The organism is Zhaonella formicivorans (assembly GCF_004353525.1).
In the GTDB taxonomy this organism is placed as follows: Bacteria; Bacillota; DUOV01; order DUOV01; family Zhaonellaceae; genus Zhaonella; species Zhaonella formicivorans.
This window is the reverse complement of sequence record NZ_CP085524.1, coordinates 875,780-902,401: the sequence shown is the minus strand read 5'-3', so window position 1 is coordinate 902,401 and position 26,622 is coordinate 875,780. Positions and strand designations below refer to the sequence as shown.

Annotated in this window: 25 protein-coding genes, 1 tRNA gene and 1 pseudogene; 5 read left to right on the top strand and 22 right to left on the bottom strand. The window is 40.7% G+C overall.

All coding sequences use genetic code 11. The annotated features are described in order from the left end of the window. Positions 1–20: 20 nt before the first annotated feature. The 6 genes from EYS13_RS04425 to fusA all read right to left on the bottom strand — a co-directional run bounded on the left by EYS13_RS04425 (position 21) and on the right by fusA (position 6,608). A complete protein-coding gene (locus EYS13_RS04425) occupies positions 21–950 on the bottom strand; it encodes a type II secretion system F family protein (RefSeq protein ID WP_227766309.1) in 930 nt (309 codons plus the stop codon). Further along, positions 944–2,104: an ATPase, T2SS/T4P/T4SS family gene (locus tag EYS13_RS04420; protein ID WP_227766307.1), complete on the bottom strand. Its 1,161-nt coding sequence runs from the start codon at positions 2,102–2,104 to the stop codon at positions 944–946. Before EYS13_RS04420 ends, EYS13_RS04425 begins: the two co-directional genes overlap by 7 nt. Further along, a complete protein-coding gene (locus EYS13_RS04415) occupies positions 2,085–3,275 on the bottom strand; it encodes a CpaE/TadZ family protein (RefSeq protein WP_227766304.1) in 1,191 nt (396 codons plus the stop codon). The genes EYS13_RS04420 and EYS13_RS04415 overlap by 20 nt, the downstream gene beginning before the upstream one ends. A gap of 88 nt (positions 3,276–3,363) precedes the next feature. Next, positions 3,364–3,630, bottom strand: a complete 267-nt coding sequence (locus EYS13_RS16470; protein ID WP_423055302.1) for a DUF6710 family protein — start codon at positions 3,628–3,630, stop codon at positions 3,364–3,366. Beyond that, positions 3,606–3,998, bottom strand: a complete 393-nt coding sequence (locus tag EYS13_RS04410; protein ID WP_227766302.1) for a hypothetical protein — start codon at positions 3,996–3,998, stop codon at positions 3,606–3,608. Before EYS13_RS04410 ends, EYS13_RS16470 begins: the two co-directional genes overlap by 25 nt. Positions 3,999–4,559: 561 nt before the next feature. Then, positions 4,560–6,608, bottom strand: coding sequence for an elongation factor G (gene fusA, locus EYS13_RS04405; protein WP_227766300.1), 2,049 nt, complete (start codon positions 6,606–6,608; stop codon positions 4,560–4,562). A gap of 276 nt (positions 6,609–6,884) precedes the next feature. Between fusA and spoVB the strand changes: the two genes are divergently transcribed. From spoVB to EYS13_RS16465, 3 genes and pseudogenes are all read left to right on the top strand, one after another. Further along, entirely contained in the window at positions 6,885–8,426 is a 1,542-nt protein-coding gene (gene spoVB, locus EYS13_RS04400; RefSeq protein ID WP_227766297.1) for a stage V sporulation protein B, read from the top strand. A gap of 71 nt (positions 8,427–8,497) precedes the next feature. Further along, entirely contained in the window at positions 8,498–9,877 is a 1,380-nt protein-coding gene (locus tag EYS13_RS04395) for a hypothetical protein (RefSeq protein ID WP_227766294.1), read from the top strand. Between the two features lie 235 nt (positions 9,878–10,112). Further along, positions 10,113–10,196 (top strand): annotated as a pseudogene (locus tag EYS13_RS16465) (spore protein alpha/beta); the annotation flags it as partial. A 10-nt stretch (positions 10,197–10,206) separates the two neighbouring features. Here EYS13_RS16465 and surE read toward each other — a convergent pair. From surE to EYS13_RS04360, 6 genes are all read right to left on the bottom strand, one after another. Next, positions 10,207–10,968, bottom strand: coding sequence for a 5'/3'-nucleotidase SurE (surE, locus tag EYS13_RS04385; RefSeq protein ID WP_227766292.1), 762 nt, complete (start codon positions 10,966–10,968; stop codon positions 10,207–10,209). Positions 10,969–11,213: 245 nt separating this feature from the next. Beyond that, positions 11,214–11,393 carry a YpmA family protein gene (locus tag EYS13_RS04380; protein WP_227766290.1) on the bottom strand — a complete coding sequence of 60 codons (180 nt, stop codon included), beginning with the start codon at positions 11,391–11,393 and terminating at the stop codon, positions 11,214–11,216. 331 nt (positions 11,394–11,724) lie between these two features. Next, complete coding sequence (locus EYS13_RS04375; protein WP_227766288.1) at positions 11,725–12,177, bottom strand: Fur family transcriptional regulator; 453 nt, start codon at positions 12,175–12,177, stop codon at positions 11,725–11,727. Positions 12,178–12,289: 112 nt separating this feature from the next. After that, the gene (locus tag EYS13_RS04370; RefSeq protein WP_227766286.1) at positions 12,290–13,243 is read right to left on the bottom strand and encodes an acyl-CoA dehydratase activase; all 954 of its coding nucleotides are present in this window, start codon (positions 13,241–13,243) and stop codon (positions 12,290–12,292) included. Further along, the gene (locus EYS13_RS04365; RefSeq protein ID WP_227766284.1) at positions 13,221–14,324 is read right to left on the bottom strand and encodes a 2-hydroxyacyl-CoA dehydratase; all 1,104 of its coding nucleotides are present in this window, start codon (positions 14,322–14,324) and stop codon (positions 13,221–13,223) included. Before EYS13_RS04365 ends, EYS13_RS04370 begins: the two co-directional genes overlap by 23 nt. Then, complete coding sequence (locus EYS13_RS04360) at positions 14,321–15,301, bottom strand: acyl-CoA dehydratase activase-related protein (RefSeq protein WP_227766282.1); 981 nt, start codon at positions 15,299–15,301, stop codon at positions 14,321–14,323. Before EYS13_RS04360 ends, EYS13_RS04365 begins: the two co-directional genes overlap by 4 nt. Before the next feature lie 172 nt (positions 15,302–15,473). On the opposite strand from EYS13_RS04360, the gene EYS13_RS04355 reads away from it, so the two are divergent. Further along, a complete protein-coding gene (locus tag EYS13_RS04355) occupies positions 15,474–15,857 on the top strand; it encodes a TIGR04086 family membrane protein (RefSeq protein WP_227766279.1) in 384 nt (127 codons plus the stop codon). Between the two features lie 215 nt (positions 15,858–16,072). Here EYS13_RS04355 and EYS13_RS04350 read toward each other — a convergent pair whose 3' ends face one another. The 7 genes from EYS13_RS04350 to EYS13_RS04320 all read right to left on the bottom strand — a co-directional run bounded on the left by EYS13_RS04350 (position 16,073) and on the right by EYS13_RS04320 (position 22,826). Beyond that, positions 16,073–16,639, bottom strand: a complete 567-nt coding sequence (locus tag EYS13_RS04350) for a glycerol-3-phosphate acyltransferase (protein WP_227766277.1) — start codon at positions 16,637–16,639, stop codon at positions 16,073–16,075. A 54-nt stretch (positions 16,640–16,693) separates the two neighbouring features. Then, positions 16,694–19,519 (bottom strand): helicase C-terminal domain-containing protein, encoded by a 2,826-nt coding sequence (locus tag EYS13_RS04345; protein ID WP_227766273.1) that lies wholly within the window; start codon positions 19,517–19,519, stop codon positions 16,694–16,696. Between the two features lie 7 nt (positions 19,520–19,526). Continuing rightward, complete coding sequence (locus tag EYS13_RS04340) at positions 19,527–19,796, bottom strand: putative Se/S carrier protein (protein WP_227766271.1); 270 nt, start codon at positions 19,794–19,796, stop codon at positions 19,527–19,529. Between the two features lie 37 nt (positions 19,797–19,833). Continuing rightward, positions 19,834–20,397, bottom strand: coding sequence for a Fe-S-containing hydro-lyase (locus EYS13_RS04335; RefSeq protein WP_277998252.1), 564 nt, complete (start codon positions 20,395–20,397; stop codon positions 19,834–19,836). A 12-nt stretch (positions 20,398–20,409) separates the two neighbouring features. Continuing rightward, positions 20,410–21,252: a fumarate hydratase gene (locus tag EYS13_RS04330; RefSeq protein ID WP_227766269.1), complete on the bottom strand. Its 843-nt coding sequence runs from the start codon at positions 21,250–21,252 to the stop codon at positions 20,410–20,412. A gap of 88 nt (positions 21,253–21,340) precedes the next feature. Further along, complete coding sequence (locus EYS13_RS04325; RefSeq protein WP_227766267.1) at positions 21,341–22,195, bottom strand: nuclease-related domain-containing protein; 855 nt, start codon at positions 22,193–22,195, stop codon at positions 21,341–21,343. Between the two features lie 19 nt (positions 22,196–22,214). Next, the gene (locus tag EYS13_RS04320; RefSeq protein WP_227766264.1) at positions 22,215–22,826 is read right to left on the bottom strand and encodes a DUF3786 domain-containing protein; all 612 of its coding nucleotides are present in this window, start codon (positions 22,824–22,826) and stop codon (positions 22,215–22,217) included. Positions 22,827–23,472: 646 nt separating this feature from the next. Between EYS13_RS04320 and EYS13_RS04315 the strand changes: the two genes are divergently transcribed. Continuing rightward, positions 23,473–23,548: transfer RNA gene (locus EYS13_RS04315), tRNA-Arg, on the top strand. Positions 23,549–23,610: 62 nt separating this feature from the next. On the opposite strand, the gene EYS13_RS04310 is transcribed toward EYS13_RS04315, so the two are convergent. From EYS13_RS04310 to EYS13_RS04300, 3 genes are all read right to left on the bottom strand, one after another. Further along, a complete protein-coding gene (locus EYS13_RS04310) occupies positions 23,611–24,216 on the bottom strand; it encodes a phosphate propanoyltransferase (RefSeq protein WP_227766262.1) in 606 nt (201 codons plus the stop codon). A gap of 292 nt (positions 24,217–24,508) precedes the next feature. Continuing rightward, the gene (gene feoB, locus EYS13_RS04305) at positions 24,509–26,353 is read right to left on the bottom strand and encodes a ferrous iron transport protein B (RefSeq protein ID WP_227766260.1); all 1,845 of its coding nucleotides are present in this window, start codon (positions 26,351–26,353) and stop codon (positions 24,509–24,511) included. Then, positions 26,322–26,609, bottom strand: a complete 288-nt coding sequence (locus EYS13_RS04300) for a FeoA family protein (RefSeq protein ID WP_227766257.1) — start codon at positions 26,607–26,609, stop codon at positions 26,322–26,324. The genes feoB and EYS13_RS04300 overlap by 32 nt, the downstream gene beginning before the upstream one ends. Positions 26,610–26,622: the final 13 nt, after the last annotated feature.

Here is a 26,622-nt window from a genome sequence, read left to right as displayed (position 1 = left end):
TACACCTATTCAGATCCCCCCTATTCCCTGTTAATGTTGAAAATAACCCAGAGGGAAAATAAAATAGCCCCTGCGTTTGCAGCGAGCATCATCTGGCCTTTCAGGGAGTTTTTCAGATATAGCATAGTCTCCGGTTCCCCTGTCAGGGAAAACAGCAGCAGCAAGTCCAGTACAATCATAAACAGGATGGCTCCTGTTCCAACAACAGCACCCGAACTTTTCAAAGCGTATATACTTGCCAGTCTCTCCCCCTGCTCTTTCATTTTCTCCAAAGCTTTCCGGTAATCACCCCCATACTTCAGGTTCATCCTGGTAAACTTAATAAACTTTCTAAATTCCCTGTCGCTAATCTCGGATAAAATCCCATCCAAAAAATCATCAATACTCAAATTGGAGATTTTATACCTGAAACACCACCTCCTGATGACTGACCGTAAAGGTTCCTCCATATACCGTGCAGTTTGCTCCAAAGCGTTGATTTCATTCTTCTCAACGTTAATAAACCCTGTGTAAACATTTAAAAAAGTCAGGTACATCTTTCGTACTGCCTGTTTGTTAATAGCTGCCATCAGAAACAATACGGCCAGCAGGGCCAGGGCAAAAGTCAGGCCATAAGCGCCGGCAGCAATAGAACCAAAGTTTTTTAAGATCAAGGCAGCAACCAGAAAAGCCAAAAGCAGAAAAACCATAAGCCACACAGCGTTTAACCAGGGCAAATACTTTCGTATGCCTGAACGTAATATTATACTGTTCAGGTACTTTAACACACTGATATAAAACTTGTTTTCCCTCAGGTATTCACCTGCAAGCCTATCGTATAAGGCTTTCGTGCCCAAAAAATTATTCCTAAGCACTGCTTTTAACCGTTCCTTATGTTCCAGTTCAAGAGAAAACTGGTAGGCAACAAAAAAAATCAGTGCAAACGAAATAATACCCGTCGCCTCTAGCATACCTCCCCGTTTCCTTTCCGTTGTTGTTTAAGGTTAAAAACTTCTTTTATCTTAAAGTCCTTCATAAACACAACAATATCCAGGGTCTCGGCCAGCATTTTTTTCAGTTCTTCATAAGCAACATTTGTGTTGGCTCTGGCCATAAGCTGTAATAACCTTTCTATCACCTGCCCGGCTGAAGGAGCGTGGACAGTGGCCATACTTCCCTCATGTCCTGTAAAAACCGCATTGAAAAAGTCAAAGGCCTCCCGGTCTTTCAACTCTCCGATAAATATTCTGTCCATACTCATCAGCAGACCTATCTTAGTGAGGTCAAAAAGGGTGTAGTCCTTTACAAAAGGGTTATCCGAAAGTCTGACAAGCTTACAGACAACATCGGGATGTTCCGGTTCGATTTCAAAAGTCTCCTGAATGAGTAACCCCCTTTCAGTGTAAGGCACCAGAGCAATTAATGCGCCAAGCAGCGTGCTTTTTCCCGAACCTCCCTTCCCTGCAATAATAATATTTTTTCTTTTAAGCACTGCCTCATGCAGCAAGTCCTTTTGCTCCCTGTCCAGCATACCCATTTCAGCCAGTTCACACAGGGAGTAAGTACGGGTGTGCTTTCGGATAGCTATAGTAGGGGCCTTGGCACTAACAGGCTTAAGTGATATTACGATGCGCATATTCCTTTTTTTGTCTGAAAACACAGCTTCAGCATTCATGTTTTCGTCAATCTTGTCTCCACAAATTGCAGCCACCTTGTAAAGAAACTTAAGATAGTTTTGTTCACTGCCAAAATCAACTGGTATACGTATCTTTACTCCGAATTTCTTAATATAAAATGTATTATGGTTATTGCCAAGAATATCGCTAACATCAGGATCTTCTATATAAGGCTGCAGTAGGTCATAGCCAAACAGGTTATTAACAACCGACTCCACAAACTCATCAAGGTTTTCCGGACGTAAATTCTTTTCAGCAACCAGTCCCCTTATTTCTGTTTTTACAGAAGATATGGTAAACTTACCCTGCTGTACGCCGGAGATTAAATCCAGTTTTTTTAGCAGCAGTTCTTCTATAATTTCATCGGTCATTTTTTCAAAAGGCTGCTTGACCTGGCTTATTTGCTTTGTCGGATTTATCAGACCAATGTTATACGGATTTACCAGCATTAACAACCCTCCCCAGCCAGCTTCTCTTGAATAATGTTTCTTCACCTTTTGATTTCTGGCTGCCAAACACAGAAGCAATGCCCGAGATATATGGCTGACCACCATAAGCAATTTTTGCAATTTCTTTATGCTCAATAACACACATTACAGATTTCCTGAACACCCTTTCCACCGTTTCCGCTTCTAAGCTGCCTGAACCGGTTTTATTTAGTACAAACCGGATACATCTGTCCTCTATATCCCATTTATCCTTTAAAAAATTAACCATGTCTCTGGTATCTTCCAGTAAATACATATGAGGCAGTAAAACCACATTGATTTCTTCTGCCAGCTGCAGCGCAGCAGCAGTAGACGAAAAGAAAAGTCCATCATTTAAATCAACTACAATATAATCAAATTCCGTTTTCAACAGTTCAAGTACCTTGCCAAAATACTTTTCAGTAAATTTATAAAAGCTTTTTAAACCCACACCAGTCAGGAAATAGACTCCATATTTCTTTTGCATATGCTCCAGAACTTTAACAGCAGTCAAAGAATTCTGCTCAAAGGCCTCATAAAGGCATTCGATGCCTGCGGTTGTTTCAAGCTTGAGAAATTTATGCACATGAGGCGTAACTTCCTTAAAGTCAAGCAATGCAACTTTTTCGGGATACGTCCTCGCAAGCCAAACTGCCTGCATTACCGCCAAAGACGTTTTCCCTGCCCTGCCCTGGGCACTCCACCAGGCTGATATTTTAGCCCGGGCAGACTGCTCTTTAATTACATATTTGGGCATTACATAGTGATTTATTTCCGGCATTTTTTTATTCAATACAAACTCAGACACATAATCCAATCCTGCCGGTTCAAAAAGCAGTTTTATGATAAGCTCAACCCTGGCGGGTTGAAATACGATGTCATAGATGCCAAGAGTCAACGCAAATTCGACCAGGTCCTTCTCTTCAACAGCAGCAATTAAGATAACCCTTTTGTTTTTAGAAATAATTGATTCCAGCAGCTTTTCACAGGAAATTTCCCCTGCCAGGGAGGAAGAGAGTATGAAGCACTCAATATCTGCAGATACCCCAATTTCCTCTTTGCAGCTGAATTCTATGATTGACCCATAATTTTTTACCCTCTCCTTTATTGCTCTGTTCAAGTCATGGTCACCGGTAGCCAGAGCAATGTTCAATTTGATTCACCTCTCTTTGCAGTGTTGACATTAATATAAGCCGGTACGGCATCCGGCCCGAAGCTATAACAAATAAAAAAAGAGCCTTTCAGCCCTTTAAATCCGCCTTTACTCCGTATTTTAACTTTGAAACTTCATATATAACCCCTACACGAAAATCAAATAAATCATCTAAAATGTCGTTGTTGTGACTATTATACCAATATAAACCATCCGTATATACATGCTCAAAAAGCCTGGTTATATCGTATACTTTAGCCTCAATATGTCCCTTTTTGTACACGATGCCGGAAGCAACAGAATGGTTTCCGTTACAAACGTAACATATATCTACATAAGAAAAATAATATGCCATGTGATTGAGTTCATCGAATTTAAATTTATTAGCAAAAATATTTTTAATGTTATCAAATCTTCCAACACCCTAAGTACATTATAGTAAATTCTCCCCTGAAAAAAAGGCCCATAATGCATTAGGGAAACTATTTCATTACAAGCCCTCATAAACTGTTGCTGCATGAAAGCTCTTTTAATATTAACCAGATATTGAAAATAAGAGAAATGCAATATGTCTCTTTTGGTATAATTTCTATCAACCCTGTATTTTTTTAATTCTTTGTAAAAATCGTTTAAAGCTTTTTTCGCCTGCAAGTTTTTTTCTTCTCCTTCATCATTCCACCAGTTATCATAGGGCTTTAAAATTAAATAAAGTTCTTTATCCATCTATGACCACCTCCAAAATAAATAAACCTGTTACATCCGGGGTTTGAGCTTGCAATTTGGTGATCCATGCAGCAAAAAGAAAGAGCCTTCTTCAAGGCCCTTAAAAATGGATTACAAACATATCCGCAAACAAACCAACTAAAATCTAAAAGAAATTACCCGTACACAACTAAAATTTAGTTAGCAAATACATAACAAACTGCAAAAAAAACCTGCCTTTGAAACTTAGTAAATATAACTAAAACATAACAGGATACATGAAGAAGAACTCCAAATCCGTTGGTTGCGGGTTCGATTCCTGTCTCCCCTGCCAATGAAAAAATCGGGCGCCAAGTGCGCTCGATTTTTTTATTCATTAAAAATTGGTCACCTTACTATCAACAAACTATTACTAGCTCGCAGGTATTATGGAGCGGGAATTGTTCGCTCAAGGCTGGCAGCAAAGCTCTCGGTAACGGCGTGCGAGCTTTATCTACAAACTAAAGAGGTCGCCTTAACGACCTCTTTTCTTTAACTATGCCGGATGTGTAAATTTCTGGGCGAATACGCCTATAAAATTTTTTAACTGCTTTTAGCTACTTTCGCCGCTTCAATTATTTTTTCGGCAATATTTTGCGGAACTTCTTCATATTGGGCAAAAGTCATGGTAAAACTACCACGGCCTTGAGTTATTGATTTTAAATCAATAGCGTATTTATACATTTCAGCTAAAGGAACCATTGCTCTAATGATCTGGTTTTTACCCTTAGGTTCCATACCGAGTATCCTTCCCCGCTTGCTGTTGAAATCTCCTATAATATCGCCCATAAACTGCTCGGGAACGGTTACTTCAACGTTCATATAAGGTTCCAGCAAAACTGGTTTTGCCTTTTCCAGGGCTTTACGAAATGCCAGCGCAGCTGCAATTTTGAAGGCCATTTCCGAGGAATCAACCGGGTGGTAAGATCCGTCGGTTAAGGTAACCTTCACATTGGTAACCGGATAACCGGCCAGGATACCTTCAGGCATAGCCTCTTTAATACCCTTTTCAACTGCAGGTATATATTGTTTCGGTACAGCTCCGCCAAAAATAGTTTCCTGGAATTCAAATTCGCCGGAATCCAGAGGAGCCAAATCGATAAATACATGCCCGTATTGTCCGTGTCCGCCGGATTGTTTTTTATGCTTTCCTTCTATTCTAGTAACAGCAGCCTTGATTGTTTCTCGGTAAGGTACTTTTGGGTTCGACATTACGACTTCAACGCCGAATTTGCGCTGTAGACGCTCGATAATGATATCTAAATGCATTTCTCCCATGCCCGTGAGCAAAGTTTCTTTCGTTTCCAGATTCTTTTCCAGTTTTAGAGTTGTATCTTCTTCTAAGAGCCTGCTTAAGGCGCTTCCGAGTTTATCCTCATCACCCTTGCTTTTTGGTTGGATAGCAACAGATAAAGTCGGAACCGGGAATTCAATCCCTTCTAAAATTTTTGCATTAGTTTTTAGTGTGAGAGTATCGCCAGTGGTGGTAAATTGAAGTTTGGTAATTGCCGCAATATCGCCTGCCCTAACCTCTGTGACAGGTTGTTGGTTTTTTCCGGTCATGATGAAAAGCTGCCCGATTTTTTCTTCGTTCTCCTTGTTAGCATTGTATACAACGCTATCAGCTTTCAATGTGCCTTCAAAAACCCTGAAGAAACTAATTTTTCCTACATATGGGTCGGCTATAGTTTTAAATACTAAAGCGGCCAAAGGTTCTTTGCTTAGTTCTTTTGTTTCACCTACCCGTTCCAAAGGCGAAGGCAGGTAATCAACAATCACGTCCAAGAGAGGGGTAGTTGCTATATTTTTTAAAGCGGAGCCACATAATACGGGTACTACTTTTCCTGCGGTTATCCCTGCTTTTAATCCAAACTTTATTTCTTCTGCATTTAATTCTTCCCCGTCCAAATATTTCATTAACAGTTCGTCATCACCTTCGGCAGCAGCTTCCATTAAGCTTAAACGGTATGTGGCTGCTTCATCCTCGGATTCCGACGGTAAACTAATTTCTTGGCACTTACTGTTTGGACCTTCGAATCTAAATGCTTTCATCTCCAACAGATCAATAACCCCTTGAAAACTATCCTCGGCGCCAATTGGCAGTTGAATTGGAACAATATGCTTTCCAGTAAAAGTTTGTTGCAGCTGATCAAGCACATTGTAGAAGTTGGCGTTTTCGCGATCCATTTTGTTTACAAAGACTAATCGAGGCAGGTTTGCTTGATCCGCATATTCCCAGATTATTTCGGTCTGAACTTCTACTCCGGATACAGCACAAACCGTGAAAATCAAACCATCAACAACTCGTAATGCTCCTTTTACATCGCCAATAAAGTCCGCGTATCCTGGCGTATCCAACAAGTTGATCTTAGTGTCACGCCATTCAATTGGAGCCATAGCCATGTTAATAGTGATTTTGCGTTTGATTTCTTCCGGGAGGTAATCTGTTGTTGTATTGCCCTCATCAACCTTACCCAGACGGGTAATAGTTCCCACGTTAAATAACAAGGCTTCAGTAAGTGAAGTCTTACCGGCACCACCGTGGGCCACAATACCTACATTTCTAATCTTACCTGATTCGTAGACTTTCATCTGCCTCCTCCTTTGTTACTTACATTTCTAAAACCGGCGGTTTGCGGCAAACCACCGTTTAGTACCAAGCATGTTATATATTTTCTTCGAGAACCTTAAAATCCTTTTTTCTCTGGTAATTTTTTTTAGCAAATCTGACAAAATAGCTAACTTAATCCATATTTTGCCATGTTTACTTTAATTTATACAATCTTCCTTCTGTTGTTATAACTTTTTTTACTAATGATTTTTTTACCAGCATAGTTATGTAGTAAGAGCTTAGTGGGGGGAAAGATTTTGCAAAAGTTTGTACAAGGTGCGCTTCTACTGATGATAGCAAGTTTTACCACACGGGTGCTTGCCTTTATTTACAGGGTATACATCGTGCGCTTAATTGGTGCCGAAGGCATTGGTTTATATGAGATGGTTTTTCCCGTTTATTCATTAATCCTGGTGTTAACAACTGCCGGGATTCCGGTTGCCGTGTCCAAATTAATCTCGGAAGAGTATGCTCGAAAAAACATCGGTCAAGTAAAAAAAATTTTTTTTGTTGCTCTACAATTTTTACTAGGATCGGGATTGGTTAGTACTGTACTGATGATTTGGATTGCACCTTATATGACTGGGCGTATTTTTACTGATGTCAGGGTTTACTGGCCTTTTATAACCGCAATCCCTGCCGTTTTTATCGTTGCAGTTGGCTCAGCTTTTCGTGGGTATTTTCAAGGCCTGCAAAATATGTTGCCCTCAGCGGTAAGTCAAATAGTGGAGCAGCTTGTAAGATTTACGATCGGTATTAGTGCCGCATCATTTTTATTGAGTTATGGTATAGAATTTGCTTCCGCCGGGCTAGCTTTGGCCATGGTATGCGGTGAACTTGCCGGTTTACTTATCTTGCTTTGTTTCTTCTGGCAAAACAGAGAAATCAGGCAAATTGCCAGTGGACCAACCCAAAGTATTATACAAACACTTGCCAATATTTACGGCTTAGCTATTCCCGTAACATTGACCCGGGTGGTTTTAGCAGCCTCATTAACTTTGCAGGCTGTTTTAATACCTAAGAGGTTGATTTTTTCAGGCTTTACAATCAACGAAGCTACTAAAATTTACGGACATTTTTCCGGAATGGCTTTTTCCCTGATTAATTTGCCTTCCATCATCACTGTTTCTTTGGCGATTTCCCTGGTGCCGGCAATTTCCGAAGCGCTGGCTTGTATCAATTTCGCTTTAATAAAAAAAAGAATAAATCAAGCAGTGAGGATAACTGTTCTTACTGCAGTACCCTGTTTAGTCATCTTTACCCAACTTGCGCAGGAAATAATGATTTTATTATATAACGCACCGGAAGCGAGTCCGGTCTTAAAGGCATTAGCTTTGGGCTGCCCGTTTTTTTACCTCCAACAAACTACTGGTGGAATTTTACAAGGTTTAGGAAAAGTTAATTTAATTTTTAGAAATGTCTTAGTGGGAACTTTAATCACCTTAACAGGCATTTACTGGCTTACAGCCATACCAGGCATAGGTATCAAAGGAACATCTGCGGCTGTGATAGCCGGAGCAGCAGTGACTGCCGCTTTGAATTTTTACTCGTTACAAGTTTTAACAGGTTTTAAAATAGATTGGGGTAAAAATTTCATATCACCTGCAGCTGCAGGTCTGCTGATGAATATTTTCTTAAACTACATTATTGTTCATAGAATGTTTTATCCGCCGGGATTGGGTGCTTTAATGAATATAATTGGCATGGGGTTATTTGTTTACATTTTGGGGTTATACTGCACAGGTGGGTTAAATAATGCTGATTTTAACTTTATAAAAAGGCATAAACCATGGCGTTGACCACTACCATGTTTAAAGAAACAGAAGGAGGTGAACATTTCTAACCCTACAAATTGTAAAGGAGGTAAAACATGAGCGTAGAATTAACTGCTTTGCACTGGGTGTATCTGTTGTTTATTGTTCTTATCCTGGGACTGATGATTATTCGCCGCGATACTTCTATGGCATGTATTGCAGGAATTTTTGTACTGGGTCTAGTGTCAAATGCTTCGCTAAGCGGAGCAATTTCCGGTGTGTTTAATGGTTTTATTTACGCCATAACAGAGCTCTTAGGTACCATCTTGATTATTTCTTTGATTGTTGCCATGTCTAAAATTTTAAGCGAAACCGGAGCAAACGAATTGATGATTGTCCCGATAGCAGGTTTAATCAAAAGCCCTGCTTTGGCTTACTGGGTGATTGGAATAGTAATGATGGTAATTTCGTGGTTCTTTTGGCCGTCACCTGGCGTAGCATTGATTGGCGCAGTTCTTTTGCCGGTTGCTTTACGAGTAGGATTACCTGCTCTTGGCGCTGCCATGGCCATGAACTTATTTGGACACGGCATCGCTTTATCGGGGGATTTTGTAATTCAAGGCGCTCCTTCTTTAACTGCCGGAGCCGCAGGAATTCCTGTAGGTGAAGTGATTAACGCCAGCATACCTTTGGTATTTGTAATGGGAATCGTAACCACTGTGGCAGCATTTATCATACTTAAAAAGGATTTAAATACCGGGAAATTAGCACCTCCTGAAATACATACGAAACAAAACGGTAAATCAATGGAATACAGTCTTTTAGCCAGGATAACTGCCTTGGTAGTACCGCTGTTGTTCATCTTAGATGTAGCCGCTATGTCTGTGTTGAATTTGCAAGGAGGAGATGCTACTGCCTTAGTGGGCGGCACTGCCATAGCTATTTTAGTTGGAGTTTCTTTTTTTGAACACGGTGACAGTTCTTTGGAAAAAATAACTGAATACTTAATAGAGGGATTCCAATTTGGCTTTAGAGTTTTTGGACCGGTAATACCAATTGCAGCATTTTTTTATTTAGGAGATGCCGGAATCAAGGCAATTTTAGGCGAGGTACTACCTGCCAATTCACATGGCCTGGTTAACGATTTAGGTTTAGCTTTGGCCAACGCAGTACCTTTGAATAAACAAATCGGGGCAGTCACTCTCACCGTAGTGGGATGTATTACCGGTTTAGACGGCTCCGGTTTTTCCGGCATATCCTTGGCCGGTTCTATCGCCAAACTATTTGGAACTGCATTGCACGCCAGCACAGCAACTTTAACAGCTTTAGGACAGATTGCCGGTATTTGGGTAGGTGGGGGTACAATTATACCCTGGGCCTTAATCCCAGTAGCTGCCATTTGTAACGTAGATCCTTTTGACCTGGCCCGAAAGAATTTACTGCCAGTGCTGTTGGGATTGATTATTACTACGCTAATAGCTATGTTTTTAGTCTAATTTTAGCAAAAATATTAAAGATATCTTAGTTTTAAACACCCGGTTTGGTCTGATACTAGAGGAAAACGAAAAAGGGGGTTCACAGAAGTAACTGCAGCCAGGGAACAAAAGCTTCTACCGGAGCTAGATCTGGAAGTTTTTAAAACTGTTCTGGCCAAAAAAATTGGAATAGATGACCAGATAGACCAGGGCTATTGGGGGAGATAACTTCACGCAATTGTGGTAAAGTAGTAAAGTAGGAGGAGAAATTGGCGGCAACATGGTCAAAATTATGATCCGCGAAATGGAAAAGCAGATTAGTGAAGGGAAGCAGCTTTAACGCTTCCCTTTTAAAATTTTACCTGCCACTTTTTCAACAGTTCCATGCTGTTGTAATTTGTCAAGTCAGCCTGCAGGGGGGTTAAAGAAATAGCTCTTTGTTCCAAAGCGGCCAAATCCGAGGCCGGAGAAGTATCTAACTTGACTGCTTCGCCGCACAGCCAATAATATTCTTTCCCGCGAGGATCTTTTCTAACCTCGACAGAGTTTTCATATTTTCTAACCCCCTGAGAAGTAACTTTAACGCCAGTAACTGGGCCTTCTGAAGTCCTTGGAATATTAACGTTTAATAGGGTGTTAAAGGGAAAATTGGCGGGACCGATATCTTGAACTAAATCTTTGACAAAACTGGCTGCATAAGCAAAATCCTCATGCGATGCACCTGCAGCAACCGATACAGCCAATGCGGGTATATTAGCAATAACAGCTTCCAAGGCAGCGGATACGGTGCCGGAATACAAAACATCGGTTCCAAGATTCAGCCCGTTATTAATTCCCGAAATAACCAAATCGGGTTTTTTGGGCATGAGCTTATCTAAAGCTAGTTTAACGCAATCGGCAGGAGTACCTGAAACAGATAAACCAAAAGTTTTTGACCCAAGCAGGACTTTATTTACCCGTAATGGTTTATGCATAGTAATACCATGCCCTGCTGCGCTCCGTTCACGTTCAGGCGCAACCACTGTTACCTCGGCAATTGCTTCCAATGAACAGCGAAGATGCTGAAGTCCCTCAGCTCTAATTCCATCATCATTAGTGAGCAAAATTAACATAAACTCTCCTTGATGTCTTACGTTGTTTTAATTTGAATAGTTCCATCAGGCAGACAAGTATGGATCGTCTTACAATGAGGGCAGCGAAAAACCCAAATATTTTCCAGTATAGCTATTTGCTCCCAATCACTATTAGCTATTTCCTGGTAACAATGTAAACAGCAGTCAGTTAGATGCACTTGGTTTTCCCCCCTCACTTTTTACTATATAGTATGTGAGAGAAGCGGTTAGAGGTTATACTCTAATCAAACTTCATAAATCGAAACTGTCATTGTACCTTCCGCAGAGTTTTTTGTCAGCCCAAACATAACCTTATGGTCCTTGAGATTTTTATTTAAAAAATCTACTAAAATATAAAGTTCATCGTGGGCTTTTAAAGTTTTTGTCGCAATTAATTCCAATTTTCCTTTGTTTTCTTCAGCCATTAACTAGAGACTCCTTTCGTAATTTCATTTTCGCCAGACATTACATCATTTATTCGTGCTTGCTGTAAATTCCCCTGCCAGGAACAAAAGCCTTTATGCATTTCGGCATTTATAGGTAATGCTTGAGGAAATTTATCACAATATTTATGTGAGTATAATTCCTGGACGATCAAGATAACTTGGCTTATGTCAGGCTTTCAGGCTTCGGCGGAAGCCAAGTTGCCCTTATTGAAACCAAGAAGTCGATGTGCTTTCGATAGCAAAAAGAATTCATGCTAATTTTCAATTAAATCAAAAACCCCTGCAGAAGAGACTACAGGGGTTGCGACGCTTATCTACACTTTTGACAATAGCCGTAAAATTTCAGCTGATGGTCTAAAACTTCAAAGTTAGTTTTTCTGCTTATAGCAGCTTCCAGAGTTTCCAGCAGATCATCTTCAAATTCTTCTACATGTCCGCATTTTAAACAAATCAGATGGTGATGGTGATGAACCTCCTGATCGTTAAATTCGTAACGACTTTTCCCATCACCGAAATCCATTTTCTGTAGGATATCTAGCTCAGCCAGCAAATCCAAGGTTCGATAAACGGTGGCCAACCCAATTTCAGGGTTTTTTTCTTTAACTATCTTATATACCTCTTCTGCGCTTAAATGTTCTTCTACATGCTCCAAAAATGCTTTCAAAATCACTTGGCGCTGTGGGGTTATTTTATATTCTTTCTCATGCAGCCGTTTGTAGATGTCTTCTAAGCTTTGATTCACTATTACAACCTCGCTTGACATTCATTCTCATTTAATTTAACTTAATTATAATGTAGTGTGAGCTAATTGTCAAATTTACCAAGTGATAATTTACCAAGTGGTAATCTGTGATAATCCAGCCAACCGCGTTTTGTTATACATGCTCCCATTTGCCGCAGCGACTGCCCCACCGGGCTATAATAGAACGGTTCATCTGAATATTAATAATCTCACAAGCATTGGAGCACCCTGTACATTCAAAACTGCTGGCCTGGTATTCTTGTTCGGCAGCTGCAAAACCACGAAAGGAGGTTGTTTTCCTGTTTTTAACCTCTTCTTTGGCCAAAATAGCTGCCCCAATTGCTCCCATAACATTAAAATATTTTGGGATGATGATTTTCTTGTTTAAAGCCTTTTCAAAAGCCGCCCTTATTCCTAAATTGGCAGCTACTCCCCCTTGAAAAGCAATAGGCTCTAAGATTTCTTTTCCCTTCCCTATGTTATTTAAGTAATTTCTTACTAGAGCTTCGCAAAGGCCGGCTATGATATCTTCCACATTATGCCCCATCTGTTGTTTATGAATCATATCCGATTCCGCAAAAACCGTACATCTGCCTGCAATGCGTACAGGATTTTTTGAGCGTAATGCAATTTCCCCGAAGTTTTCAATGGGAATATTTAAACGGGCTGCTTGCTGGTCTAAAAATGATCCGGTTCCGGCAGCACAAACCGTATTCATTGCAAAATCGGTTACTACCCCGTTGCGTAAAATAATAATCTTAGAGTCTTGTCCCCCGATCTCCAGGATAGTTTGAACTTCAGGAACCAGAAAAGATGTGGCCACAGCATGAGCGGTAATTTCATTTTTTATTACATCGGCTCCAATCATGACACCGGCTAAAATTCTTCCGCTGCCCGTAGTGCCAACGCCGGCAATTGTAAAAGTACTTGGCAGCGAATCTTTTACCAACTGCATCCCTTCCTGCAGCACCCTGATTGGTTGGCCTTGAGTGCGTAGGTACAGATGAACCAAGATATTGCTTTCAGCATCAATTACCACGAAATTAGTGCTAACAGATCCCACATCAATTCCCAGAAAACCTAGCATAGACATTCTCCTCCATCATTCTCTTTTGCTGCAGCAAATCAACAAATGCTTCCAATCTAGTTTGTAATCCTGCTTTTCCTGTCTGCTCATCAATTGTTAAAGATAAAACAGGTATGTTTAAGTCTTTGCTCACCCGAGGCAAAATGCTTTTGGCAACTATCTCCGGTATACAGGTAAATGGAGCTATTTGGACTACTCCGTCAAAACCATTTTTGGCGTACAGCACCGTTTCCCCTAAGCTGTTTATACCATGGCCACCAATCATTCGCTTTAGATAGGGGTAAGCAGCTTTTCTAATGCCGCCTTCAGTGTTGATAATAGTGTTGTTTCTTGCCCATTGGGTTAAATAAATGGAACGATGGGTGGAAACCCCTAATTCTCCAAGAGTTTTTTCTATTTCCAGGTTCATGAATGGCTCCAGCACCACATAAATTTCCCCGATTATTCCGACACGCAAAGGTTTTCGACTTTTATCCTGAGGGACTGAGTTTAGGATCTCTATACACTCTTCTTTGCTTCGCGCTATTTCATCCGGTGAGTCAGCGCGGTCAATGAGAGCCAAGCATTTGTTAAAAGCAATGGTTGTACTTCCTTTATGGAGCTCGTAAGGCCTAATTTGGTGGGAAAGGATTTCCACATCATCCAGTACCATTAATTTCTGCCAAGCAGCTTTCAATTCTTTATAAAAACGCCTCCACGAAATTTTCGCCGGTTTTAAAATTTTTCTCAGCTTAGTCACAAAGTCAACCAGGTACAATAGAGGTGGTTCAAATACAAGCATTTCAAAGTCGTAACCCAGGTTTTTCAATATTTTCTGATGCAACATGCCGTACAGACCTGCGCGGCATGGACCCACTCCTCCTGATGTGATTAGAGTATCAGCTCCCATTTCAAGGGCTTCAATGTAAGTTCCAGTCAGTACCTTAAAGGGAATGCAGGCAAATTCCGGAGAATATTTAACTCCTAGATTTAACGTTTTGCTGCTGGGTGCCGGAGGAACAACACATTCATGACCAAGATGTTCTATGAGGTGTTTAAAAGCTATATAGGATGTCCCCATACGTGGAAAAGACACTTTCATGAAGCTTTCCTCCCCAATAAAATCATGTCCACAAAAGCTTCCAGCCTGGTAACAAGGCCCGCTTCTCCGGAATGCTCATCTATGGTCAAACTCATAAAAGGCATGTGCTTTGCCAAACGTTTAATTTCCAATTCCATCAGTTTGTCTACCATTGCATCAGGGCCACAACCAAAGGCAGTAACATGGATCACGCCATCTATCTGTTCCTGTTCCAGGTAATAATAAAGTGCCCATATAACCCTGTTGCTGTAATGCCAAAAGAGGCGTTTGGGCAGATTGTGCTGATATGTACGGAGTTTTCTTTCAGGAACCATTTCCATCGTCCATGCTTTGACTCCCAACTTTTCCAAGTGCTCCATCAAGTTGACGCTTATATACGGATCGTAAACTTGGTAAGGATAACCAAGAACTGCCAAGTTGAGTTTATGCTTATCCGGCAGACTTTTGAGCGGAGCCTGTTCGAATAAAAAGGCAAAAGCCTGTTCCGGCTGATAACCCTGATAGAGAAGTTTAAAAAATGCTTTTTGTTTAAGCAGCGAAGTGTGAAAACTCTTCAAAGCTAAGCTGGTACTGCAGCCAAAATCTTTGGCCAAGCTTAAACATATTTTCCACAACTCCAGCGGACCTTTTTTTAAATCAATATTTACCTCGATAATGTCGAATGAGTTTGGTAAGGTATAACGAATCATTTCGGGCAACCCCAGAAATTTGGGACAAAAGGTTGAAAACTTATCAACACTTACCATTCTTGGGCAAAACAAGTAATCAATTTGATCGCTTAATGCCATTACATGTCCATGGTAGATTTTAATCGGCACACAAGCGTCCGTAACTGTTTCCTTAACGCCGTTGTCCAGAATTTGTTTTGTAGTTACAGAGGACCTTCTTACCTCTAGACCTAGTCCTTGAAAGAAGCTGTTCCAAAATGGCCAATAGGTATAATAAAAAAGTGTTCTAGGAAAGCCAATTACAGCCATAAAAAACCCTCTCGTGACTGCACGCTGCCAAGATTTACAATAGTTATCTTCGACATAACTGATTCTTTACCTCTTAAGAAAGGCCTCTGTTAGTTTAGAATTGAAAATTTTTTTGCCGTCGGTTATATCAAATCAATACAGGCATATAAGTAATTGTGGGGGGGTGATTGCTATGCAAAAAGCTGGCAAAGATCATAATTCACTTTTAACTCCACTGTTTAATGGCTTTTTAAATGCCATTGTGCTATCTATAATCCTGGTGATTCTCTTCAGTCTAATCTTTCAATTTTCTTCGCTTTCCGAATACCATCTAAAGAGTTTTTCTCAAATTGTACTTGTACTAAGTGTATTTTGGGGTGGATTCAAATCTGCCCGTTTAGCCGAATCCAGGGCCCTTTTTTACAGCTTTGGGGTAGGGGTGCTGTACCTTTTAACCGCAATTTTGCTTGCCGTTTTAATCGCTGAACCACTAAGTATGGCCACGGTGGGAATTAAAATGCTTTATTGTATGTCTGCAGGCGTTATCGGTGGGATAGTAGGAGTTTCTTTTAAATAATTTTATGCCAATAAAAAGAGAGTAGAATTGCTCTACTCTCTTTTTACGGCTATTGTTTCAATATTTTTCGCAAGAAGTTTTTCAGGAAGCCTGGCAGTGGAATAAAATAAACTTTCACCGTCTTCTCACCCCTCTTCCCCTCAGGCCCGTGATGTGTTTCCCTTTATATCTTATTTCTTGCCTAAAGGAAAAGTGACAGTAGCCAGATTAAATTTTTATGCCGCAGCAGGCAGTAAATTATGCACACCGGAGGAGTTTTCGGGGTAAAGAATCATAATAACGGCAAACATACTGATAAATATAAGATTGGAAGAAGCCTGTGTGACCAATAAACAAAGGGGTAAGGTTACCAAGGCAAAATTACGGCTATATAATAATTTCCTGGTAAAGAGTACACTGCTAAGCCAGACCGCAAAATTCAGCTTCAGTCCAAGCGGGTGTAAAACGAGTATCATACCTAGCAGGCAGCCTGTTCCCGCCAATTTAATTTTTTGCGGAAAGAACTTCCTGGAAAATCTATAGCCTGCCATGGCGATTATGATTCCCAACCGGGCTGCAGTGCTAGTTGCAAATAAATATTTTCCCGTAACAGCAAGCAAAACTCCTTTCAGCACTTCAAAACCCACCAGAAGAAATACCACTTCTAAGCCTTGATTAATAAGGAACTGCAGCAGGTTCCAACGCATGTTTTCCGGGAGGTAATCACTTCTCGTAATTAAATGCTCAATTGTAAAACAGCCAGCCAGTAAGCAGAACATCAAGAAAAAAAATAGTTGCAGCATGTCCTATTCCCCCTTATATCAATAAAACATATGCAGCGGGAGGAAAATTAATGCTTAATAATGCTTGCTAATCTGTTCTGCATCGATAATAAATTTTACAATTTCAGAGACAGTTCCCCGGAAATGAGTCTTTAAGGGCAGAGAATTAAGGAATTTCCTACCATAATTTTTTTCAATTATGCGCCTATCCAAAACGACAACTATTCCCTTATCTGTACTGGTTCTAATCAGCCTTCCAAACCCTTGTTTAAACTTAATAATTGCCTGAGGCAAATTTAGACTTGTGAAAGGATCCTGGCACTTGCTCTTTAAATATTCAATTCTAGCAGCTAATGCAGGCTGAGTAGGTGCCTGGAAGGGGAGCTTCACAATAATGATTAAGGTTAAAGCATCTCCTGGTACATCCACACCTTCCCAAAAACTATTGGCGCCAAAAAGCACGGCCTGTTCAGCTTTTTTAAATTCTTCCACCAAATACGTCCGACTGCCGTCAATTTGGTGCCCCAAAAGCTGAATTTTATGCCTTTCCAAATCATCTTTCAGCGCATAATACACCTGTCTTAAAAGCCGGTGTGAGGTAAACAGCACCAATGTCCTACCCTTGTTGGCCAGAATCAATTTGGATAAAACAGGCTGAATCTCTTGCGCAAATTTGGCTTCATCTACTTGCGCAGGATTAGGCAAATTATTAACTATGCATAACAACGCTTGTTCAGCTAGATTATAACTGGATTCGATAATAGTTGTAATGATTCTCTCCGCTGGCAGCAAATTTAAACCAACCTGCTGGATAAAATAAGAAAAGTCCTGCTCGACCGTCAAGGTGGCGGAAGTAAGAATTACGGACTGCTTTTCTTTAAAAACCAGCTCATAAAGCAGGGGGCCCACTTCGATAGGAGTTGATTTCAGAGCAAAATGAAATTTATTGTTGTCATTATCCGTTTCCAACCATGTTACAAAATCTCTTGATTCTAAATTGAACAGAAAATTCAAGTTATCCTGGTATTCCTTGCAAAGTGCTGCATAGGCTAACAGATTTCTGGCCTGAACAGGATCCTCCAGTTCTTCTTCGGAAAATCTTGCCAGCACCACCAAATTATCTGCCAATACTCTTAAATGCATGATTACGTTTTCTGCCGCGGTCTTAACAGCTGGCCAGTCAGGCGAATCATAGATTTCCGTTTTTAGCCATTTAGCATTGTACTCTGAATTGGGGAGAGTGCTGGTATTAAACACCTTTAATGCTTTGGTTAAGTCTTCCATAACATGTGCCAGCGCCAGCAAGTGATCAATAGCGGCTGCCAGTGTAGTCTCCGCCGAATCCCTCTTATCATCTTTTATAATTTTAAGCTCTTTGCCTAGTCCTGCTAGCATACCTGCCGGACGTTTATCCTGATGATGAAATAGATTGAATATTAGCTGCTGAATTTTATAGCTAGAGAACTCAGTAGTAAGGTGGTTTGTAGCCTCTTGCTCCAAATTATGGGCCTCATCTATGATTAAGTATCTATGTTTGGGCAGAATACCGTTCTCTATTTTAGCATCGGTTAACAGTAATGAATGGTTGGTTATTACAATATCTGCCTGTTCCGCTTTTTTCCTTGCTTCCATGACAAAGCAGCAGTCAAACCAAGGACAGATCTTTCCCAAACAGCTGTAACTGTCAGCCGCCACTTTGCTCCATAGGTCTTGCTCGTTTGAACTTAAATTTAGTTCATTTTTGTCTCCGGTCAGAGAGTTTTGCAACCATGAAATAATTCTAGCTAAAAAATACTTTTCCCGATTGCTCAGTTCAAAGGAATTCTGGAGCTTCTCCTGCCACTTGTACAAACAAATATAATTATTTCTTCCCTTTATAATTGCTGAAGCGAAGCTAATATCCAGTACTTTTTGGAGTATCGGCAGTTCTTTAAACAATAACTGCTCTTGGAGATTAATAGTATGTGTCGAAATAATAACCTTTTCTTTTTTATGCAATGCCCAAAAAATAGCAGGGATCAAATAAGCCAAAGACTTGCCTGTTCCGGTAGCTGCTTCCAGAACCAAAAATTTTTCATTAATAAAAGATTCGCAAATCTGACCAAGCATTTTGCTTTGGCTTTGTCTAAATTCAAAGCCGGGGTATCTGGAAGCGAAATTACCTTCTTCACTAACAAGACTTTTAATTTCCTGCAGATTAAAATTTATGGTTTGCTGCTTTGAATCTTTTCTTACTTCGGCAAAAATTCCTTTATGTAATGGTTTGTTGATGAAGTTAAATTCAGGACTTACATTCCCCAAACCGTTGGAATTTAGCTTTTGCAGATATATCTTTTGTAATAAATGTCCAAAACTGCTAGGTGGCTTGCTAAAAAGGTTTATATAATGGTTAAGCACAGCGAGAGGTGTGCTCGCAAAAATTTTTACAATCTCCAGAAAAATATAACCGCATGCTTCAGCATCCACTGAAGCACGGTGAGTAGGTATTGGTAAATTAAAATGTTCGGCCAGTTGCTGTAGTCGGTATGACCCCAGGGTTGGAAGGACTATCTTTGCCAAATCCAAGGTATCCAAATACTCGTTAGCCAAAACGCCTTGGTTTAACTTGGTCAGGAACGAGAGATCGAACGGTGCGTTGTGTAACACCAAAGTGTCTGTGCCAATGAATGTTTTTAATTCCTCAAGTACCGTCTGCGCAGCAGGCGCATGACTCAGCATTTCCTGGGTAATTCCGGTTAATTTTGTCAAATAAGGAGATAAGCTTTTGCTAGTATATATTAGACTGGAGAATTTACTTTCTATCTGCCCCTTTTTAAATTTTACCGCAGCGACTTCGATTATCTCGTCACATTCTGGCTGCAATCCTGTCGTCTCTATATCCAGCGCTACAAAAGATTCCATACTAAACTCACCGGTTGCTCTCAATTATTTTTAACGTACCATGCTCCTTTAAACAGCGAAAATATTTGCTGGTAGGAATATCATGCTTAGCTAAAATCTGTTCCACAGTTTTTTTTAGTTCGCATGCAAACTTTATGGCCAAGCCGCAGCTCACTGAAATCTGCCGTGGGACAGGAATGAGTTTTATATCCAAGTTTTCACTTAAAACTTTTTCAGCCTGAATAGCATGATGAGTTGACACAAAAGTAAAAAGACAAAATTCTTCGCTAGTATCCAAAATATTACCTCCAAAAACTTCGACAAAATTACGGGTTTCAATGTAAAGGGGTTAAACGGTATTTGAGAAACCCTTGCTCGTAAAGATCATTGCCCAGACAATCATTAACCACAATAACAGGTAAATTTACCACTTCCAAGCGATGAATTGCTTCAGTGCCGAGATCCTGGTACGCAACTACCTCAACTTTAGTGATACATTTCGCCATTAAAGCTGCGGCACCACCAAGTGCAGCCATGTAGACTGCCTTATAATCCTTTATAGCCTGGCGAACTTCCGCTGAACGAAGCCCCTTGCCGATCATGCCCTTGAGGCCCGCTTTTAAAAGCTGCGGGGTAAAAGGGTCCATTCTGCTGCTAGTGGTAGGCCCTGCGGAACCAATTATCTGTCCAGGTTTAGCAGGGGCCGGTCCAACGTAATAAATGATTTGACCAGAAAGCTCAATGGGGAGCTTCTGGCCTTGTTCCAGCAAATGCACAAGCCGCTGATGAGCCGCATCCCGCGCAGTGTAAACAACTCCTGAGATCAGAACCTTATCTCCGGCCCGTAACGCAGTTACTTCTTCTTCGGAAAGAGGAGGGTTGATTCTTTTATTGTCCAAAATGATCACCGCCTATAAAATAACAGATTTATGACGGGCAACATGACAGTTTAGGTTGACGGCAACGGGAAGGCTGGCTATGTGACATGGATAAAGTTCGATATGAACCGCCAGTGCAGTTACACTGCCGCCAAAACCTTGAGGGCCAATTCCCAAATTGTTTATTTCCTTGATTAATTCTTTCTCCAGTTCGGCCAGCTCAGCATCCCGATTAGGGCTGCCTACTTCCCGCAATAAGGATTTTTTGGCCAGCAGTGCGGCTTTCTCAAAATTGCCGCCAATGCCTACACCTACAATCAGGGGTGGACAGGGATTTGCGCCCGCTTTTCGCACCGTCTCTATAACAAATTGTTTAACGCCAGTCCAACCGGCAGAAGGCGTTAGCATTGCCAATGCTGACATATTTTCACTTCCTCCGCCTTTGGGTGCCACTGTAATTGCCAGTTGGTTACCTGGAACAATTTCCGCATGGATAATTGCTGGCGTATTATCGCCGGTGTTTCTTCTGCATAAAGGATGGTTAACCATTGATTTTCGTAAATACCCTTCAGTGTATCCTTGTCTTACTCCCTCGTTAACAGCGTCGTAAATATATCCTCCTTCTATCCTGACATCTTGACCAATCTCCAAAAAGACTACTGCCGTACCAGTATCCTGGCAAATCGGCACTTGTTCTTCCGAAGCGATTAAGGAGTTTCGATATAGTGCGGATAAAATTTCTTTTCCCAGAGGAGAAATTTCATTATGCCAGGCTGTTTTGAGAGCAGTTTTTACATCATCGCCCAGGAAATAGTTGGCCTCGATGCATAGCTTTTTAACTTCCGCCACTATTGTCTGGTAAGTAATGAGCTTCATTGACCTACCTCCGTTTCGTGGAGTATTTCCAATTCGTAAATAAAAAACTGGTTACAAACCAGTAGTAAGTTGGGGCTAGTGGGGAAAATCATTCGCAGCTAACGCAGGCAATAGACAAAGCTATTTTTTTTACCAAGCTCTTAGGTATTGTCTTTTCTGCCGGATAATTTTTTATATAATCCACAAGCCGTTCTTTCTTTAAAACAGGAAAATCCCGGCATTCACCTTCAATAAGTGTTTGCGGATTGGAGAGAGCAATAATGCCTTGAATGCTGACTGCAAATTCCGGAAAATTAAGTTTCATAAATTCCTTAAGCACAGCTTCATGTCTTTGCAGCTGGCCCATGGGGTTTTCCATGCCTTCCTTGATCATTCTGTTTTGGATTGGGCGAATCAAACACCATTCTTGGTTTTCATTAATCAATACAACTCCGTTAATGCTTTTCGTTTCTATGTGAAAGATTCCAGTAGGGCCTATTACCAGATGATCAAATTGCTGCGTTTCGTAATCTTGACTTGGAAGTAAAATATTATTAAAAGTAATGAATTCCTTGGGCAACCAGCTTAATGCATAGGCAACATCTCTTTCGCCTTTGATACCTGCCTCAAGCTTTGCTTTTTCCCGGTAAAGGTTCTTAATCTTTTTTTGCAGCTCTTTTTCTACTTCTTCTTTGTTGGGCTGAAATAGCACCAAATAAGAACATGTAATCAAAAGAGAAAAAAATAAAGAGCCGGAAATCCCGGTTGTAAAATCAATTAAGCCTTCGGAGATAATGGTTAAAAGTAGGAAGATAATTGTAACCGGGAAAGCAACTACAATATACACGTAAGGAAAATTTCGCTTCTGTTTTAATCTGTCCAATTCCTGCTGATATGCCTGAATCTTTTGATCAAGTTCCTCTTCGGGGGGTGCTTTCCGTACAGGGTTTTGTTCTTCAGCCATGCGAATAACCTCTCAAGTCTTAAGCCCTTCTTTTAACTAAGTTGCGCACTACCAAACCGGCAAGTACGGCACAATCCTCAACAGTTAAATAGTTACTTACCGAAGCATCAAATAAGATATTGCCTGCTGGTAGAAATTCTTCATCTCCCCAATGAATTACTAAAGTAATTGGAACCATAGGAAATGAATACAAAACGACACTTTCATCTTTAAACGCTGCAGGTATGCCCTTAAACATTTTAGCAGCAGAAGTTAAACTGCCTGGAACATTCCCAAAGCTCTGGACCAGTGGCTTAATAGCCCTTTTGCTAAAAGGTTCATAATAGATATAAGCTCCTGGCAATTCTTTGAAAGACACTAACCGTCCAGTCAAAGGAACATGGAAAGCTGTGTTTAAATAATGTAAAGTTAAAATCCGGGTCATGGGGTCGCATTGTTGCCCATTGGCTGTCATTACATCCCAAGTTGAGGAATTAATAACAACCTCTGAGCCTAAAAAAGGCATGCTAAAACTAGCTTCCTGCTCAATCCAGACTGTTTTAGTTATTTGGGCAATTTTCTCCGGTTGTTTGTCAGCAAGAGCTTGAGCAACTTTGCGCAAGGTTACTCCCAAGTTGTATGGTTCGCGCATTAAGAGCACCTCATTAAATAAAACCTTTCCCTTTAGCCAAGCGTTCTTACCTAAGATAATACCTTACCTGGATCACCTGGGCAAGCATATTTTATGAAAATAAAAACAAAAGCTTCTGATGCCGTTTGACATTTATAGGTAATATTTTTGTTCTTTCCCAGGTAACCAATGGTTCCCTGGGACGATGCTCTGTGACCCTCTTTAATAACAAAAGGTGGAACACACCCTTAACAATCCCCACGTCCAGGAAATTTACCACGATATTTATTTGAGTATAACTGCCTGGATGATAAAAAAACCCGGCCTTAAGCCGGAAAGATTTCAATCTAACGGTGTTAATATCCAGTATTTTTCTTCGTAAGAACGTTTAATGGAGTTTAGATCGTCAACAAGCCGGTACTCTACTTCCTCCCCTTCGCTCCAGGTTAGCAAGTAACGCATTGTTTTCCCCCTTATGAGTGGGTATTTTGTATACATTATTCTTAACTTAAGCATAACAAACTTGGGCCAAATATGCAATAAGATTTACTGGAAAAGGGATTACTTAACGTAGATTTTTTAGAAACGTTTTCTAAACGTTTTTTAGAAATGTTAAATTTTTTTTTGACATTTTCCCCGTAGTTTAGTATAATTCTTGTTGTAGCTTGCGCCCGTAGCTCAGGGGATAGAGTGACGGAATCCGAGTCCGGAGGTCGCAGGTTCGATTCCTGCCGGGCGCGCCAAACCCCACAGGACTTACCTATGGGGTTTTATTATTAATATAAAGTAAACTAAGCAGAAAACCTTAGTCAGAGCAGCTGGCGCTTTTGCCAAGAACAGTTACCATATCCCCGTTTTTTAACAGGGCAGCGTTAGCCTCATCTGTATCCACATGAAATTCCAGTTCAAAATTGGAACTGACCCTGACAATCACATTCCGAAAACATAATTCCCTATCACCTTTTACCAAAACATCAACCAAATCCTTATCGTTTAGTTTCCATGTTTTCGCCAGTTCAACGGGCATATGAATATGACGCGCGGCTATAATTACACCTTGTTCTAAAGCTACCATTCCGACCGGGCCAACCAGTACACACCCCGGAGAACCGCTAAGAACTCCAGATTCCCTAACGGGAGCATTAATTCCCAATTTAAAACAGTCGGTACGCGATACCTCAACTTGAGTTTGCGAACGAACCGGACCTAATACCCGCACACCTTCAATGATTCCTTTAGTACCCACAAGGGTTACCAGCTCTTTTGCCGCATACTGTCCGGGTTGGGTTAAATCTTTAATAGGATTTAAGCGGTAATCCTTTCCAAACAGCTTTTCCAGGTCATCCTGTGAAAGATGAACGTGTCGGTTGGAAATTCCAACTGGCACTTGCATAAGATTTTTGTCACTCATTGGGACTCCTCCTTGTAATAATGTAATAATTGCTACCTGTAATTTTTACCACAGCAATTATACTCTTATCTAAAATATTAAGCAATAATAATTATTAAAAAAGCAAAACCTGGCTCACACCGGGGTTTATTTTGAACACTTAGTGGAACTGCTGCATTTTGTACAACCGCTGCAAGAAGTGAAAACCAATAACGACTTGTTACAGCGGGGGCAGCGCAGCAATTCGGCCCGTTCTATTCTGTGACCGCACTGCGGACAGATGATAGGCGATCCTGCCATAAAATCAACCCTCCTATAAAACCAATTGGGATAAAAGGCCTCCTATTAAAAACGCCAGAACTAGTATACTGGGCCAGATTATTAATGTTTCTTTTCTTCCCCTTTCTTTGAATATTACCATGGCAGAGGCAATACAGGGAACAAAAATTGTAATAGTCACCAAAGCGACAACTTTTTGCATTGGAGAGAGCGCTAGATCATACAAACCGGCTGCACCAAAATCCCTTCTTACAAAACCCATAATAAATGCATTGGCCGCTTCTTTGGGTAACTGTAACCAGCCCACAGTTACAGGCGCTAACAGCTCTTGAAGGAACCCTAAAATGCCTGTAACCTGCATAACTCCAATAATTAAAGCACCAAGGACAAATAGCGGAGTTGCTTCCTGTAAAAACATAAAAGATTTTGTAGTTGTTTTTTTCAGTACATTCTCTAATCTTGGTAATCTTAAAGGAGGCAAATCAATAAAAAGATCTGACGATGAACCAGGCATAAACTTATTTAAACCGGAACCAACTATTACTAAGACCAGAAAAATGGTAACCGTGTAAAGAGCTACATATTTTGCTCCCAAGCCTGCTAACATAGCAGCGATTACCGCCATTTGAGCAGAACAAGGTATAGCCAAGGCCAATAAAAAGGTTGCAATTTTCCTCTCCCGTTCCGAGCCCAGGAGTCTGGTTGTAATGGTAGCCATAGTCACGCAACCAAAACCCAGAATTAGAGGTATAACGCCTCGCCCATTAAGACCAATTGACATTAACACGCGATCTACTAAGGCAGCTAGCCGTGGTAAATAACCTGAATCCTCCATGGCAGAAAGTACAAAGTAAAAGCCTACAACCAGGGGCAATAATAAGCCTAAAATATAGGTAACTGTCATAGTAAGTATTCCAAACTCACCTATTAAGATTGTCCCCAGAGCAGAATCAGGACTTACTAAGGAACCGACAAAACTGCGTACGAACGGCTCATACATGCCCTGCATGATTGTTTCTTCGGTGATTCCCACTATTGTTTGAGCAATAAACACGCCTACAATCTGATAAGTAACCCATAAGATCACCGCTAAAATAGGTATGCCTGTCAAGGGTTGAAGCATCATTCGCCCTAAACGCGTACTAAAAGAGCTACCCTCAATAACCTCTCGGGTTACGTGGTTGACAATATCATTAACCCTTTCCCGTCTCGCCAAATAAATCTCTTCTCGTAAATTGCCGGTGGGTAACCCATGTTTTTCCGCCACATGAGGATCTCCTTCTAAAATGAGCAGGGCATCACCTTGATGGCCCACACGGTCCAGGAGTTGATTCAATTGATTTTGTAATTGGGGGTTAATAATTCCTTTTCTGGCTTTATAAATGGCAGCTTTCAACTCATCAATGCCTTTTTTAGAAACCGCAATTGTTGGAATCACCTCTACCCCCAGGAGGTCGCTAAGCAAATCTACATCAATTTCAATGCCTTTTTTTCGAGCTTCATCCATCATATTCAAAGCCACTACCACTGGAATGCCCATATCAATTACTTGCTGCGTCAGAAAAAGGTCCCGTTCAAGATGTACCGAGTCTATAATATTAACAACAATATCAGCTGATAAGATTACATCTCGGGCCACCTTTTCTTCATCGTTAAAAGAGGATACCCCATAAACTCCCGGAGTATCTATTATTACATCCTTACCGAAAGGAGCATGAGTTATTTCTAAGGTAGTGCCTGGATAATTGGAAACATCCACATACAAACCGGTCAGAGCATTAAAAAAGACAGATTTGCCCACGTTCGGGTTGCCTACTAAAACAATTTTTTTAGCCCCTTTGGGGATATTAAGATGTTTGCTTAGATCGTGACAATGCATTGGCTGTCCACCTCCTAAAGGGGTTAAAGCTTCTAGCAGGAATAGGCTCAACCTCGATTTGTGCAGCTAATCTTCTACCAATAGCAATCTCTTGGCGGTTTTTTTGTAAAATAATCGGTCCCGATGGAATTACTTCAAAACAAGTAACAATTTCTCCTTCCGCTATGCCAAACCTAATTGCTTGCGAACGGATTTTTTCATCTGGCATTAAGATGATTTTCAGCATTTGACCTTTTTTAACTTGGTCCAGTTTCAAGCTAGCACCTCCA

Bases quoted from the DNA above. Each gene is read 5' to 3' on its own strand.
- EYS13_RS04425 (WP_227766309.1), bottom strand. From the start codon at position 950: ATGCTAGAGGCGACGGGTATTATTTCGTTTGCACTGATTTTTTTTGTT.
- EYS13_RS04420 (WP_227766307.1), bottom strand. From the start codon at position 2,104: ATGCTGGTAAATCCGTATAACATTGGTCTGATAAATCCGACAAAGCAA.
- EYS13_RS16470 (WP_423055302.1), bottom strand. From the start codon at position 3,630: ATGGCATATTATTTTTCTTATGTAGATATATGTTACGTTTGTAACGGA.
- EYS13_RS04410 (WP_227766302.1), bottom strand. From the start codon at position 3,998: ATGGATAAAGAACTTTATTTAATTTTAAAGCCCTATGATAACTGGTGG.
- fusA (WP_227766300.1), bottom strand. From the start codon at position 6,608: ATGAAAGTCTACGAATCAGGTAAGATTAGAAATGTAGGTATTGTGGCC.
- EYS13_RS04395 (WP_227766294.1), top strand. From the start codon at position 8,498: ATGAGCGTAGAATTAACTGCTTTGCACTGGGTGTATCTGTTGTTTATT.
- surE (WP_227766292.1), bottom strand. From the start codon at position 10,968: ATGTTAATTTTGCTCACTAATGATGATGGAATTAGAGCTGAGGGACTT.
- EYS13_RS04380 (WP_227766290.1), bottom strand. From the start codon at position 11,393: ATGGCTGAAGAAAACAAAGGAAAATTGGAATTAATTGCGACAAAAACT.
- EYS13_RS04375 (WP_227766288.1), bottom strand. From the start codon at position 12,177: ATGTCAAGCGAGGTTGTAATAGTGAATCAAAGCTTAGAAGACATCTAC.
- EYS13_RS04370 (WP_227766286.1), bottom strand. From the start codon at position 13,243: ATGCTAGGTTTTCTGGGAATTGATGTGGGATCTGTTAGCACTAATTTC.
- EYS13_RS04365 (WP_227766284.1), bottom strand. From the start codon at position 14,324: ATGAAAGTGTCTTTTCCACGTATGGGGACATCCTATATAGCTTTTAAA.
- EYS13_RS04360 (WP_227766282.1), bottom strand. From the start codon at position 15,301: ATGGCTGTAATTGGCTTTCCTAGAACACTTTTTTATTATACCTATTGG.
- EYS13_RS04355 (WP_227766279.1), top strand. From the start codon at position 15,474: ATGCAAAAAGCTGGCAAAGATCATAATTCACTTTTAACTCCACTGTTT.
- EYS13_RS04350 (WP_227766277.1), bottom strand. From the start codon at position 16,639: ATGCTGCAACTATTTTTTTTCTTGATGTTCTGCTTACTGGCTGGCTGT.
- EYS13_RS04345 (WP_227766273.1), bottom strand. From the start codon at position 19,519: ATGGAATCTTTTGTAGCGCTGGATATAGAGACGACAGGATTGCAGCCA.
- EYS13_RS04330 (WP_227766269.1), bottom strand. From the start codon at position 21,252: ATGAAGCTCATTACTTACCAGACAATAGTGGCGGAAGTTAAAAAGCTA.
- EYS13_RS04325 (WP_227766267.1), bottom strand. From the start codon at position 22,195: ATGGCTGAAGAACAAAACCCTGTACGGAAAGCACCCCCCGAAGAGGAA.
- EYS13_RS04320 (WP_227766264.1), bottom strand. From the start codon at position 22,826: ATGCGCGAACCATACAACTTGGGAGTAACCTTGCGCAAAGTTGCTCAA.
- EYS13_RS04310 (WP_227766262.1), bottom strand. From the start codon at position 24,216: ATGAGTGACAAAAATCTTATGCAAGTGCCAGTTGGAATTTCCAACCGA.
- feoB (WP_227766260.1), bottom strand. From the start codon at position 26,353: ATGCATTGTCACGATCTAAGCAAACATCTTAATATCCCCAAAGGGGCT.